At 37.3% G+C, this 15,135-nt stretch carries 10 protein-coding genes; 3 read left to right on the plus strand and 7 right to left on the minus strand.

The window, feature by feature from the left end:
* Positions 1-30: 30 nt before the first annotated feature.
* The 7 genes from QWY87_RS06045 to QWY87_RS06075 form a co-directional block, all read right to left on the minus strand.
* Positions 31-963, minus strand: coding sequence for an ABC transporter ATP-binding protein (locus tag QWY87_RS06045; protein WP_290289472.1), 933 nt, complete (start codon positions 961-963; stop codon positions 31-33).
* Positions 964-1,026: 63 nt separating this feature from the next.
* Positions 1,027-2,337, minus strand: coding sequence for a glycoside hydrolase 5 family protein (locus QWY87_RS06050; protein ID WP_290289473.1), 1,311 nt, complete (start codon positions 2,335-2,337; stop codon positions 1,027-1,029).
* Between the two features lie 15 nt (positions 2,338-2,352).
* The gene (locus QWY87_RS06055; protein ID WP_290289475.1) at positions 2,353-4,146 is read right to left on the minus strand and encodes an arylsulfatase; all 1,794 of its coding nucleotides are present in this window, start codon (positions 4,144-4,146) and stop codon (positions 2,353-2,355) included.
* Between the two features lie 43 nt (positions 4,147-4,189).
* Positions 4,190-5,563: an MFS transporter gene (locus QWY87_RS06060; RefSeq protein ID WP_290289477.1), complete on the minus strand. Its 1,374-nt coding sequence runs from the start codon at positions 5,561-5,563 to the stop codon at positions 4,190-4,192.
* Positions 5,560-6,795, minus strand: coding sequence for an AGE family epimerase/isomerase (locus tag QWY87_RS06065; protein WP_290289479.1), 1,236 nt, complete (start codon positions 6,793-6,795; stop codon positions 5,560-5,562). Before QWY87_RS06065 ends, QWY87_RS06060 begins: the two co-directional genes overlap by 4 nt.
* Positions 6,796-6,822: 27 nt before the next feature.
* Positions 6,823-7,998 carry a glycoside hydrolase family 130 protein gene (locus QWY87_RS06070; protein ID WP_290289481.1) on the minus strand — a complete coding sequence of 392 codons (1,176 nt, stop codon included), beginning with the start codon at positions 7,996-7,998 and terminating at the stop codon, positions 6,823-6,825.
* 29 nt (positions 7,999-8,027) lie between these two features.
* Positions 8,028-9,128 (minus strand): glycoside hydrolase family 26 protein, encoded by a 1,101-nt coding sequence (locus QWY87_RS06075; protein WP_290289483.1) that lies wholly within the window; start codon positions 9,126-9,128, stop codon positions 8,028-8,030.
* 229 nt (positions 9,129-9,357) lie between these two features.
* On the opposite strand from QWY87_RS06075, the gene QWY87_RS06080 reads away from it, so the two are divergent.
* The 3 genes from QWY87_RS06080 to QWY87_RS06090 all read left to right on the plus strand — a co-directional run bounded on the left by QWY87_RS06080 (position 9,358) and on the right by QWY87_RS06090 (position 15,134).
* Positions 9,358-10,245, plus strand: coding sequence for an AraC family transcriptional regulator (locus QWY87_RS06080; RefSeq protein WP_290289485.1), 888 nt, complete (start codon positions 9,358-9,360; stop codon positions 10,243-10,245).
* A gap of 117 nt (positions 10,246-10,362) precedes the next feature.
* Positions 10,363-14,721, plus strand: a complete 4,359-nt coding sequence (locus tag QWY87_RS06085) for a response regulator (protein ID WP_290289487.1) — start codon at positions 10,363-10,365, stop codon at positions 14,719-14,721.
* Between the two features lie 35 nt (positions 14,722-14,756).
* Entirely contained in the window at positions 14,757-15,134 is a 378-nt protein-coding gene (locus tag QWY87_RS06090) for a response regulator transcription factor (RefSeq protein ID WP_290289489.1), read from the plus strand.
* Position 15,135: the final 1 nt, after the last annotated feature.

The raw sequence follows: 15,135 nt of genomic DNA on the forward strand, positions 1-15,135 counted from the left end.
CTAATAAATAACTCGCTATTAATTAACCTCTTATATTTTTTCATCAAACTGCAAACACACCGAAGCATCAACTTTTACTTCTCGATCATGATTGACATAGATTTTCTCTCCCTCAAAGGTGAGCTCTAGCAACAAATAAGTTCCCCTAAAGTAACAGTTTTTCACCGTGGCTTTTAGCTCAGAATGCTCAACTATTTTTATTTGATGCGGATAGATCAGCGTCTTATTACCTTTTATAATAAGCTCATTTACATCATCAAACAAAGATGCGACATACTTATTGACAGGATTCTGATACAAGTCTTGTGGTGTTCCTGCCGCAATGATTTGATTATTTTGGATTACGATCATTTTATCGGCAAAAGACAATGCATCCTCTGCATCATGCGTTGCAACGATACAAGCAATGTTTTTTTCTTTTAAGTAAGAAAAAAGCATTCTTCTTAAGGAACGTTTTTTAAAATTATCTATTTGACCAAATGGTTCGTCTAATAGCAATAATTCTGGCTCCTTAGCCAAGGCTCTTGCTATAGCAACACGCTGTTGTTGTCCGCCACTTAGTGTTTTTACTTTTACTTCTGCAAAAGAGGCCATTTCAATTACATCGAGTAATTCATCTGTTCTCTTCTTAGACTCTTCGTGATAAATTCTAGATAAAAATTTAGAAATATTGTCTGCAACAGTCGTATAAGGCATCAAATCAAAATCCTGAGCCACATACTTGAAATTTTTCATTCCAGGTATCAGATGATGGGCCGGACCAAGTACCTGGTCATCGTTCCAAAAAATGGCTCCTTCATGCAAATCCAATAAACCATAAACTACTTTTAACAAAGTTGATTTACCGCAACCACTTTCTCCCATGACACATAAATGCTCCCCTTTATTAACGGAGAAACTGATATCTTTCAATAGTGGCTTGTCTTCACTGTAAGCAAAGGCAATATCATTTACTTTTAGCATGCCACAAAAATAGATTTAAAATTAAAATCTGGAAGAAAAATAAAGAAAACTTCAGTTTCCTTGTTATTTAGACCTTTCTATCAAGTCGCTGTATCTCTTAATTAGACCCAAAGTGCTCTCGTCACTATCATACACCCCGTACCAACCTTGTAATTCATGAGGCGGGTCGCCAAGAAACGGGTCTCCCTTTTTCCAAAAAGCACCTGGCGTAACTGGTTTGACTTCTCCGGAATAACTCCAGAAATTCAATCCTTTTACGGGTTCATTTTCTTTGATTGACTCAGTAACTTTTTGAAAAAGATAGCCGAAAAAATGATCTCTCCATTCTGTTCCTGCTTCGGGTGAAAACGAAGAATTATCACGTGCAATTCCGAATTCTTCCAACACAATCGGCTTTTTTAAAGACTTGGCTGCGATCACATGATCGTCCCAATAAGCATCGACTTTTTGCAAGGCTTCTTGGTATACTTCTTCTCCTTGACTTGGCTCGAACCAGCCCCAGTTTTGTGGCCAAATATGCATGGTAATATAATCAACATTAGGATCGTTATTATCTCGAAATACATCAACCCCCGCATCCTTACTAGCTGTATTCCCTTCGGTACCCAGACAGACCATATGATTTACATCTAGTGTTTTTATATAAGCTGATGTTTTTCTAGTCCATGATATAAATACCTCCTGGGCATCATAGGCACGTGGCTCATTTGACAGCTGCCATGCCATAATGGTAGGATCTTCTTTATACAAACCTCCAGAAATAGAGTTCTTCCTGTTGATCACTTTTTTGATGTGCTCATTCATCATTTTCTGAGCCTTATCATTGGTATAGAATAATTTAGAATAATCCACAAAATTTTGCCAACTATAAGCCTCCTCCTGAGGAAATGGTATATCACCTGCTCCACTCCATTTCAAGTATTGTGGAAATCCCCCACTCCAGGTCCAAAAGTTTCCTAAGACCATAACCGCCTTCATATTTCTTTTTCCCAATTCGACCAATAGCACATCCAGCCCTTGCCATATATCTTCATCATAGACACCTGGTGCAGTCTGTAAAGCAGGATGAATGGCGAATTTCATTTCATCATCTGCTTCACTGGCAGCTAATACCCTCAGATTTGTGACACCCATTGCCTGCAAATGATCTAATTCTCGTTTGAGTCTTTCAACATCACCTGAGACAGGTGCCCCTAAGTTCATTCCCTGCCAATAATTAGACCCCATAAACACATAAGGTTTGCCATCTATTCTAAATTCTCCTTGTTCTACTTTGACAAATCCTGCAGTTCCATTCTGGGCATAACCAATAAAAACGAAAGTCATCATCACAATTGTGAGAAAACTTTTCATGTGATCTATCTTATTATTCATTTTTTACAATTTTAATTAATCTACTCTTATCAAAATCAATTCCTTTAATTCTATGGACGCTTCACCTGGAATTTCTACCGCTTCGATCTTTATCTCGGATTGACCTGCTAACAATTCAAAAGCTCCTATGTCAAGAACATTCCAATCAGTCTCAGGAGCTTCTTGAGTTCGCTTCACCCTGTCATGATTCTCAAATAATGAATGTTCAAATACCGGAACCTCATCTATAATTCTTTGTTTATTTTGAATTTCTATCTTGAGTTTTGTTCCTTTATTTTCAGATTTTAAGGCATACTTTAATTTCAATTCATAGCGACCTGCTGATACCACATCTATATTCCAACTTGGATAAGCACTGGTTTGGGTCCAGAAATCGATCCAGTCATGCGCCCAACCGTGCAAACTGTGATAGGCTATTCCTGTATGCCGCCTATCCTTTCTAAATTCAAAAGCAGGATATAAATTGGCTTCATTAGCCGGTAACACCGTTTCAGGGTGGTCAAGGTAACCCACCGGAACGGTATTAGTTGATTCGGTCACAGGAATACTATTGATCCAAAGATCATAACTCTTTCTTAGAGAATCATAAGTGCCAGGAAATTCTTCTCGAATATCCGAAGTCTGATTAGGATCTGTTTTTAAATTAAAAAGGGCTTCATTGATCATCAAATAATCTTCAGATAAGATCCGTTTGTTGCCACCCCATTCAGCAAATAAGTTTCTTGACTTCATGGAAGACGCATCTTCAAAGAGGTTCTTAAAATCAATTCCATCTATCACTTGTTCAGAAGTGTATTCAATATCTAACATACCCAATAAGGTGGGCAGCACATCTATATGTGCCAAAGGATAATTTATCGTTTTACCTGCTTCTATTTGTCCTTTCCAATTCATTATAAAAGGCACCCTAACACCACCTTCATCAATTTGTCCTTTCCTGCCTTTTAATCCTTGGTTAAATCTCAAATTTAAAGGGCCATTATCTGAGAGGTAAATAATGATAGTCTCTTCCCTTATGTTGAGCTGTTCAAGCCCCTGGATCAATCTGTTTACATTGTCATCAATATTTTCTACCATGCCATAAATTGTGGCATTAAAATCATCTGCCCCTTTATTTTTATATTTATCGAAATAGGCATCCGGAACCTGCAAAGGAGTATGCGGTGTCTGATAGGGAACATAACATAAGAAAGGTTCATCATTATCAACACTATTCTTTATAAAGCCTAGCGCCTCTGTTGTCAAGGCGTCTGGTAGATAACCTTTCGCCAAAAACGGCTTCCCGTTTTTTTCTATGGTGGTATCAAAATAGCTCGACCAGTGGCCCGAAGTAAAACCAACAAATTCATTAAATCCCCTTCCCATTGGATGATAAGGATAATGAGCCCCATTATGCCATTTACCGAAAATTCCGGTTCGGTAGCCATTCTCTTTCAAGATGTCTGCCAAGGTCACTTCATTCAAATTCATATTCTCCCTACCCCTGGTTACGCCCTGCACTCCTGTTCTTTGATGGTACCTACCGGTCAGTAAACTAGCCCGAGTTGGAGCGCATACCGGGCTGACATAAAAATTTTCAAAAAAGACGCCTTCTTTTGCCAAACGATCTAAATGTGGCGTTTCACTAATTGGATTATTCGTAAAAGAAAGATCGCCATAAGCCTGATCATCAGTAAGAATTAATAAAACATTGGGCCTTTTATGACTGCTTGCTGGTTTTTCAGTTTTCTTTTCAGCACAACTATAAAAAAAGAAAATAGATAAGAGGCTAAAAACTACAGTGATGAAAAATTTGCTTACATGCATCATAAATTATATTTTCTTATAAAAAGTCAATAGATAATGAAAAATATTAGCTTCTTCTATCGTCAAGATCATCACTAATACCCTTCATATAATTATCACTCAATTTGTACTTTATTAAAAATAGAGCTGATAGCACTGCTCCAGCTGCGGGATATATGGTAATCATTAAGCGAATACCCTCCAAAGATTCCAGGGTCTGTTCGGCATTAGCTTCAAATCCATAGGCTGACAATAACCAACCCGTAATGGCACCTCCTAAAGTCCAACCCATTTTTTGAGACATAGAAGAAGATGAAAAAACAAGACCAGTTGCTCTTCTTCCTGTTTTCCATTCTGAATAATCAGCAATATCTGCGTACATAGACCAAATCAACGGCAGCACGATTCCAGAACACACTCCCATAATTATATTCAATCCAAAAATAACTCCAATGGAATTTGGATCTACAAAATAGAATAACACACTGAATATAGCAGCGATTAACATGGCAGCCATAAAGACCGTTTTTTTACCAAATTTTGCGGAAGCAGGCTTTGCCAATAAAACACCCACCAGATTTGTAACCAACCACAGCGTCATATAAGCCCCTGCCAATTTATCCCACTGGACCTCTCCAAAGTAGGCCAAAGTCTGGTCTTTTACGAAATATTTAAAGTAATACATAATACTTCCATCTCTCAATGAATTAAAGATCAATACCGCAATTCCAGCGCCCAGCATAATAAACCACTGGCCATTTTTCGCCAAATCTTTAAGATCCTTTTTAATAGATGTTTTTTGCTCAAGAGGCTTTACCCGCTCTTTGGTCCATAAAAAAGTCATTATAAAAAAGAACGCGGCAAGCACCGCATAAATACCAACGGTATACTGATAACTCTGTGCATCATTTGCCCCCGAGTTTCTAAAATAATCTAATAAATAAGGTACCGTTGCAGTCATAAAAATACCTCCGGAATAAGCGCCAATAAATCTAAATGAGGCTAAGGATGTTCTTTCTTTTGTATCAGATGTCATGACCCCCATCAATGAAGAATAAGGAACGTTGATAGCCGTATAAACCATCATCATCATGGTATAGGTAACATAGGCATACAGCAGTTTGCCGGAAGGTCCAAAATCAGGTGAAGAAAAAGTCAATACCCCAATAATACCGAAGGGTATGGCCACCCATAAAAGGTAGGGTCTGAATTTACCCATACTTGTTCTGGTTCTATCAGAAATGATACCCATAATAGGGTCATTCAAACCATCCCAAAGCCTTGTCAGCAAAAACATGGTTCCAACAGATGCCGGTGATATTTCAACAACGTCCGTATAATATATCATGAGGAACATGGAGAATAGCTTCCAAAACATTGAGGAGGCAAAATCCCCAAAACCATAACCTATTTTTTCTTTTAATTTAATTTGTTCATTCATGATTTATCTGTCATTTTATCAATTCGTTCTATTAATTCCATTAATGCCCTCCCATTGTGATAAGGACATTTCCAAAACCCTAATTTATCCTCGGTGCTAATCGGAATATTAGCTGCATTTACACGCCAAAACCATTCGCCGTTTTCTCTGTCGATCATATAATTCTTTATAAAACTCCAAAGCATTTCAACGTGCATCAGGTAATCTAAATCTTGATTATTTTCAAAAGCATCCATAAAGCCTACCATGGCTTCTGCCTGAGGCCACCAATGTTTGTCGGTATCTAGAGTATCACCCTTTTTATCATTAAAAACTGAACCATCTGTATCTAGCCCTTCAGCCAAAGTAGCTTTGACTAATTCATTGGTGATTTTATAAATTTCTTTATCAAGAACACCTTGATTAATCACCATACTGGCCTCGTTCATAAGCCAGGCAGCTTCTATATCATGACCAAAAGATACTTCTTCAAATTGAGAGTTCCATTCCAGATCAAAGAAGAGTTGCAAATGATGACTGTCATGGTTATAAATTTTATCTGAGAATAATTTCAATAGAGATGCTATCGATTTTTTAAGATTTTGATCAGGCCACACCCTAAATAAATTTGTGTAGGGTTCTAAAATATGCAAATGGGTATTCATTGTTTTAGGAGCGTTCAAATCTTTTTCACTAAGGCGCATATCTTCTATAGCGTGCCAGTTTTCTGTCAGTGCCTCCACATAACCTCCGTGTTCTGGTTCCAAAAAATTCATTTCTAAAATAGCATAGAGATCTTTTGCCAATTTCAAACTTTCTTCTGCTCCTGATGCTCGATAGTATTCAGAAAAAGCGTAGATTCCAAAACCTTGTACATAGGCTTGTTTCTTTTTATCTACGGGGTTTCCGAGATAATCTAACTCCCAGAAAAGCCCTCCAAATTCTTTATCCCAAAAATAATCCTTAATGTATGTATACGCCCTTTTTGCTAGCGGCCCATACCGCTCATCTTTGGTGGTTCTATAGGCCGAAGAAAAGGCCCAAAGAATTCTGGTATTCAAAATGCAACCCTTATTTGCCCTAGTATTAATATGGCCATAATGATCTATGTTTCCTGCAAAACCACCATGAGTTGCATCCAGGCCCTGACTTGACCAAAAGTCAAGCAAGCTTACTAATTCTTCCGAAAATTCATTCTTTATACGAAGTAAACGTCCTGTTATATTTTCATCTAAAATAGATTCTGTAGCCATGCCTGATACCTAAATTAGTGTATAGTTCTATAATGATTCATTCTTATCAATTAATTTGTTGATGGTCTCAACAGATAAATGAGAATAGAGGTTGTCTTGAGGAGAATTGATACAATAATCAACCAATCTGTCAATGCTTGACGTGGCAACGTGCATTCTTGTATCTGAGGAGGCGTAATAAATAAAAACCTTTCCATCTTCATCCTGAATCCAGCCATTTGAAAACACCACATTTGACACATCTCCTATGCGCTCTTCCTTTAAAGGAGCAATCAAATGTCCGTGTGGTTTATGTGTGACCCTCCATGGTTTATCCAGATCAGTCATAAACATATATAAGGTATACCTTAAACCAGCCGCTGTATTTCTCACTCCATGGGCCAAATGCAACCATCCTTTATCTGTTCTAAAAGGAGCCGGCCCAAGGCCATTCTTCACTTCATAGATGGTGTGGTAGGTTTTAGCATCAACAATAATTTCTTCTTTTACTTCAGGGTTTTCTATGGTCTCAGAAAGTCCAAAACCAACTCCCCCTCCTTTACCTGTGTCAATAAAACCGTCTTGTGGTCGGGTAAAAAAAGCATACTTCCCTTCGATTAAATGAGGGAACAATACTACGTTTCTTTGTTGCCCTGTAGTTGAGATTAAATCTGGCAACCTTTCCCATGACTTTAAATCTTTGGATCTAACAATACCGGCTTCTGCCTTGGCAGTTGAAGTATCCCCTTCAGGAGCAGATGTATCTTTTCTCTCAGTGCAAAAAACACCATAAATCCAACCATCATCGTGTTGGGTTAATCGCATGTCATACACATTCGTGTCCCAATTGTCAGTTTGAGGAATGCTTATGGGGCGTTTCCAAAACCTGAAATTATCTATACCATTATCGCTTTCAGCTATAGCGAAAAAAGACTTCCTGTCATTTCCTTCAACACGTGCCACCAATAAATATTTGCCATTCAATTTAATGGCTCCTGAATTGAAAGTTGCATTGTATCCTATTCTTTCCATAAAAAAAGGATTGGTATCAGAATTAAAGTCAAAACGCCATTCTAATGGAATATGATCTCTTGTTAAAATCGGTTGTTCATACCTTTCATAGATTCCATTAGTGCTAAATACCGCTGTATTTGATTTGCTTAAAAATTCCTGATGCGCTTTAAAAATTCTGGCCCGCCTTTCTTTAAAAATTGTTTGATCCATTGTAAATAATATTATTTTCTCAAGTGATGCTATTGTAATGAATTGAAATCTTCTAATAATAAAATGTGAGGATCACTGAGCAATTCCTTGGCGTCAGCCTCTCCTTTTTGACCTGGGTAAGGAAAGAAATAATGTACATTCCCGTCATTTCTCCAGACCATCACATAGCTTATTTCTTTTGCAATAATTGGGTCCGCCAACACTTTACCTAATCTTTGGGTGTACCATTTCTCATCCGTTACATTCTCTATTCCCGTTTCCGTAAAAGCCGCAATTTTCTCCTTCTTATTGGCCAACTCAATCACGATATGTAATTTTTTAATGGCTTGTTCAACGTCACTTTCTTGCTTCAGGTCTCCGTAATTATCGACTCCTAAGATATCTACGTATTTATCTCCAGGATACCATTGCAAATAATCATTTTCTGAATCAAAATTTCTATCCGGAGAGTAGGCCACCAACATTTGGTCCAAACCTTTTTCCTCCTTTAAATACTGAATTGTGAATTCGAACAAGGTTTTAAACTCCTCCTTAGTGCAGCTTGCATCTCCCCACCAAAACCATGAACCATCCATTTCATGCCAGGGTCTGAAAATAAACGGGATGTCTTGCCCATTTTTATCTTTTAACTGATTAAAAAAAGAAGCCACTTTATCCAAATGTTGTTTAAAGGCTTCATGATGAGAACCGCCTGGAATAATATGCTCCACTACTATAGCCTCTTTATCCCAAGAACTTTCGCCCTTTGTTGCCGCATAAGGATGCCAACTAAAGGTGTTAATTCCTCCCATCTGATCTCCCATAATGGTAAGATCTCGCATGGTATCAAAAGGTACTTTATCTAAATTCACTTGATCGCCTCTTTCAATGCCACCAAGTTCCCATCCAAATAATGCTGGATAATCACCTGATACTCTTTTTACATCTGATTCGCCCCGAATATATTCCCATCCCACACCATAAGCCAAATCATCCTGGTGACCGAAAAGTATGCCTTTGCCTTTTATCATCTGTAAATCACTTCGCAAACTATGCTTATCTGCTGAATCATCGTTTTGCCCTCTGAAAGGTTGACTTGATAAAAAAAGGATCAATAGTAAATAGTAGCTTGTTTTGATATTGTATTTCAAAATCATAATTATAGAATGATTTGATTCAAAGCCCCTTAAATTGATTTCAAAGTGCTTTTCTCAAAATTTTATTCAAATTTAGACCTGAATCCCGTCGCAAACAAGTAGTTTTACAACACAAAATAATACTATTACAACCCACTATTCTTATGCTTTTAAAATGCGTTTTTTTATAAAAAACAAAGCTTCTAATGGAAAGGTGCACAAATCGTTTAGTATATAATTAATTATGAGCGACTTAAAAGAAAATATCCATCGAGAGATCACGCCACTAAAAAAAAACGACTGTTTTTTGATATTCGATCGGAAGCGAAAAGTGTTTAATTTTCCTATACATTTCCATCCAGAATTTGAATTAAATTATATCCAAAATGCTAAAGGTGCAAGAAGAATTGTCGGGGATCATATAGATGAAATTGCTCAAAAGGAATTGGTGTTAACCGGGCCAAACTTGTATCATGGATGGGAGAACTATAAGAATTCTGGAAAGCAAGATTTTCATGAAATAACAATTCAATTTTCAAAAGATGTTTTCGGTGAAACCCTCTTAGACAGAAATCTATTAAAGGTTGTGAAAACGCTTTTACAGAATGCAAATCGCGGCATATTATTCTCTAAACAAACAATAGTTCAAGTAGAAAAAAAGATCCATAACTTGAGTAAAACAAACGGGTTTGACAGTTTCCTTCAATTCCAATCCTTGCTATATGATCTGGCTATTTCAAGAGATCAGACCTATCTTACAAACATGTCTTTTCAAAATCAAAATGACTTTTACAATAGTGAACGAATAGAGAAAGTATATGGTTTTTTAAAAGAGAACTATCACCGAAAAATTAAAATTGAAGAAGTGGCAGCATTAATTAATATGACGGTCATTTCATTCAGTAGGTTAATTAAACAAAGAACAGGAAAGTCTTTTGTGGAATTTCTGATTGAAATTAGATTAGGGTCAGCCACGAGAATGTTGATTGAGAGTAATGAAAATATCACGACCATTTGTTACGACTGCGGATTTAATAATATTTCAAACTTCAATCGCATTTTTAAAAAATACCAAAACTGTACCCCATCAGAATTTAGAACAAGCTTCAGCGGTGTGAAGAATGTGTATTAAAACGTTCAGTCCCAAACCATAAGAAATAAATTTGTATTTTAGTAAGCATTAGAAGCAATCAATTAACCTAATCTTCTTCTCTCTCTACCTATGATACATTCGACTAACCTCAAATTCATGAGACATGTTGTGCTCACATTAACCTTATTATTATACCTGATTTCCAGTAATTTTTTACTTGCGCAAGAACAAATAGGCCGACCAATGGTTACGAATTACTCGTATCAGAATTATGAAGCGGCTCCAGTTAACTGGTGGGCTTTAGAAGATAAGAAAGGTAATATGTATTTTGCAAATGGTGATGGAATATTGCAATATGATGGTGTCAACTGGAAACTTGTTGAATCAACAGGAGGCGCGAGATGCATGGTTTACGATGATAACGGAATTATGTATGCCGGAGGCCAAGGAGATCTTGGATATTTAGAACCTGATTCTAAAGGTGAAATGAAATTTATTTCACTAAAAGATAAAATCCCAGAAGAATATCAATCATTTGGAACTGTTTGGGAGGTAGATTATTATAAAAATCGTATCATTTTCAGAACGACCAACAGACTCTACATTTGGGATGGCGATAAAATGAAAGTGATTGTTTCGGAGGATGCATTTCATGTAGGGAAGATCGTTCATGATGTTTATTATATCAGAATTTGGAATAGAGGATTGTGCTATATGACTGAAGATGACACTTTTGAAGTGGTACCGGGAGGTGAAATGTTTGCAAATGAGAGAGTCTATTTAATCTTACCCTATGATGACCATCAAGTGCTCCTTGGTTCCAGATTAATGGGGTTCTTTTTATATGATGGAAAATCATTCAAACCTTTCAAAACAGATCTAAGTCCAGAGGTACTACAAGCTATTTATTTGCCAGGTATTGCCCTTGAAAATGGTAATTTCATCGTCAACACTTTTGCGGAGGGAACCTACCTAATAGATCATAACGGAAAACTTATCCAAAAATATACCACAGCAAATGGACTACAAGATGGGAGTACGAGTTACGTTTATCTGGATTCAAGAGGCGTGCTTTGGATGCCTTTGTTTAATGGTATTTCAAAAGTGAACCTCAATTCTTCCATAACGGTACTTGACACAAACATGGGGCTATCTACAAAGGTGGTTTTTTCTACTTATCGATTTAAAGGGATGCTGTATTTAGGCACAAATAATGGCGTGTTTTATTTAGATGAAAAGAATAAAGAACTGATTCTGGTTGAAGGTACTGCAGGTCAATTTGCTAATTTTTTAGAAAAAGATGGGAGGCTTTATAGTGGTTCAGGTAGCCTTGGACTCATCGAAATTATAGGTAAATCTTTTAGAACCATTAGAAGTAATGACAATTATGATTTTAGAGTCAACTTTTTAAAATTATCTGTTTCAGACCCAAAAAGACTATTGATTCGCACCAATGACGGCTTGGCCAGTTTTTACTTTAATGATAAATCACAGGAATTTGAGGAAGAATCATACATCCCTTACAGAGGAAGACGAGATATTTTAGAAAGGAAACAAGGAGGAATCTGGGTCAATTCTGATAATGACGGGGAAATAAATCTTTTATTACCTATTATGACAGATGGGAAAATGGATTTTTCAAAATCTGATACAATCGTTTATGGTGCGGATAAAGGGCTTCCAGATTCAGATTTTGGCTTTTGGGGTTATACAGAAAATGAAATTGCTGTGATGGATAGGGACTCAAAAAGTACTTATACTTATAATTCAGAAAAAGATGTTTTCGAGAAAAAAAAGTTATACTTCGATGAACTCATAAAATGGGAAGGAGAAAGAGGAGATGGAATTCCCTTACATACAGATCACCTCGGTCGTCGCTGGTTTAGTATAGGTCATGGAATCACTGTGGCGACTAAAAACAATGACGATACTTACGAATTTAATACACAATCTTTTAAAGAACTAAAAAACAGGAACATCTATTCCATCTATGTCGACCCCTCCTCTACTGAATCGAATACTATTGCTTGGTTTTCAGGTCCGGATGGAGTGGTTCGCTATGAAGGCGATCTCAAAAAAAACTTTACAGGCAAATTCGATGTCGCTATCAGAAGCGTGACAATTGCCGGGGACTCTCTTATTTATGCAGGTTCAATTGATTTTCCAGATAAATTGAAAATTACCGCTGATTTAAACTCAGTTTCTATAGACTATGCCGCACCATTCTTTATTAGCCAAAAAGACATGCAATACAGCACTAATTTGGCTGGGCTAGATAAGGAATGGTCAGAATGGACTAAAAAGGCTACACGGGAATACATCAATTTACCTCCTGGTGATTATGACTTTAAAGTCAAAGCCAAAAATGTATTTGGTGATATAAGCGATGAAGCCATGGCTAGTTTTTCTATTACGCCGCCTTGGTATAAAACTTTATGGGCCTACGCTCTTTATATTCTTGGGTTCATTTTACTAATCTATACCATCGTCAGGTCTAGAACAAAAATACTGGTCAACCAACAAAAGGTTCTAGAAGATAAGGTGAACCAAAGAACGGAAGAAGTTCATCAAAGACTGGATGAATTAGCAACAGTAAATGAAGTAAGCCAGGCATTAACGCAAAAATTGGAGCTTAGTGAATTAATCCAAATGGTGGGTAACCAAATGAAAAATCTTTTTAAATCAGACATTACCTATTTGGCCTTATTGGATACTGACAAAGAGTTTATAAATTTCCCTTACCAAGAGGGTGATGCCATGCCTCCTATGCCATACGGAGAGGGCCTTACTTCTAGTATCATTAAAACGGGAGACTCTATGCTCATTAATCACGATACTGATATTAGCGCGACGTATGATAAAATTGGCGTGGAACAAACTGGAAAGAATGTTATGTCTTATTTAGGCGTACCTATTCCTGTTGAAGATAACATTATTGGCGTTTTAAGTGTCCAAAGCACCAAACAGGCCAGCCGATTTACGAGTGAAGACGAAAGATTGTTGAGTACTATTGCCATTAATGTTGGAGTGGCTTTGCACAATGCTGAATTATATGAAGAAGCGAAAGAGGCCAAAGCGAAAGCTGAAGATGCCAATGAGGCGAAATCGGCCTTTTTATCAACGGTAAGTCACGAGTTAAGAACACCACTAACTTCTGTTTTGGGGTTTGCTAAAATCATTAGAAAGCGTTTAGAAGATAAAGTTTTCCCGGCGGTAACTGTTGATGACCAAAAGATAAAACGCACTATGAAACAGGTCAGTGAAAACCTGAATGTTGTTGTTTCTGAAGGAGAACGTTTGACAAACCTAATTAATGATGTGCTTGATCTTGCTAAGATTGAATCAGGAAGAATGGAATGGCATATGCGGCCTATTTTCCTTCAGGATGTAATCAGCCGGGCCATTGCAAGCACGTCTGCCCTTTTTGAGGAAAAAGGCCTGAAATTGGTAAAAAACATTTCTCCAGACTTACCGCTGATTAGTGCAGATGAAGATAAATTAATCCAGGTTGTAATTAACCTGCTTTCAAACGCTGTTAAGTTTACCGACAAAGGTAAAGTAACAGTTGAAGCTTATATCGATAATGCACAAATCATGGTTGAGGTGCAAGACACTGGTATTGGAATAGCAGAAGAAGACCGACATAAAATATTCGAAAGATTCCGTCAGGCCGGAGACACGCTTACCGACAAACCAAAAGGCACCGGACTTGGCCTACCTATTTGTCGTGAAATTATAGAACATCATGGGGGTATTATCTGGATGAAAAGTGAACATGGTGTTGGGAGTTCATTCTTCTTTACCATGCCAGTGATGGGTGAAGGTAGCAGTGAGCAACCCATACAACTCGATAGAATTCTTAATAGCCTGAAAAAACAAATCAAGCATTCTTCTCTGACTAATGTTAAGCAGGTGCCTACCATTTTAGTGGTTGATGATGACACCCCAATCAGGTCTCTTTTGAGGCAAGAATTGGGTGATGCCGGATATCAGGTAAAAGAAGCGGCCAATGGAAAAGCAGCTCTTGACATGGTAAGGCTTTCAAAACCTGATCTAATTATATTAGATGTTATGATGCCTGAAATTAATGGTTTTGACGTGGCAGCGGTTTTGAAGAACGATCCGGCAACCATGGACATTCCCATCATTATTTTATCTATTGTTCAAGACAAAGAGCGTGGATTAAAAATTGGGGTTGACAGATACCTTACCAAACCGATTAACACGGAGCAGCTCTTCCATGAAGTAGATGAACTACTTGAACAAGGTGTGTCCAAGAAAAAAGTATTAGTAGTTGATGACGATACATCGGCGGTTAAGACACTTTCTGACGTACTGAGTGCCAGAGGCTATAAGGTTATGGAAAGTGACCCCAAGAACCTGTTGAAAAATGCCACTGAATCAAAGCCAGATATCATCATGCTAAACTCTGTTCATAATGCCGATCAAAAGATTATCAAAGACCTAAAAGGTCAAAAAGGCATGGAAAACACAATGTTCTTTATTTATGAATAAAAGAAAAACTAAAACAAATAAAAATTGAATTGCACATGGACCAAAAAATATTAATCGTAGATGATGAAGCACATATCCGAATGCTCATTGAACAAACTCTTGAGGATCTCGAAGATGAAGGAGTGGAACTTTTGCTTGCCGAAAATGGGGAACAAGCCCTGGAGCTGATACAAAAAGAAGAACCAAATCTTGTTTTTCTAGACGTGATGATGCCAAAAATGAATGGCATGGAAGTGTGTCAAAAAGTAAAAAAAGAATTAAAACTTTCTCATGTCTATATCATTTTACTGACGGCTAAAGGACAAGAAGTAGACCGGCAAAAAGGATTAGAAATGGGAGCTGACCGCTATATGACCAAGCCCTTTGATCCAGATGAGATGCTCTCTATTGCTGAAGAAGTACTGAAAATATAAA

The organism is Lutimonas halocynthiae (assembly GCF_030409835.1).
Lineage (GTDB): Bacteria > Bacteroidota > Bacteroidia > Flavobacteriales > Flavobacteriaceae > Lutimonas > Lutimonas halocynthiae.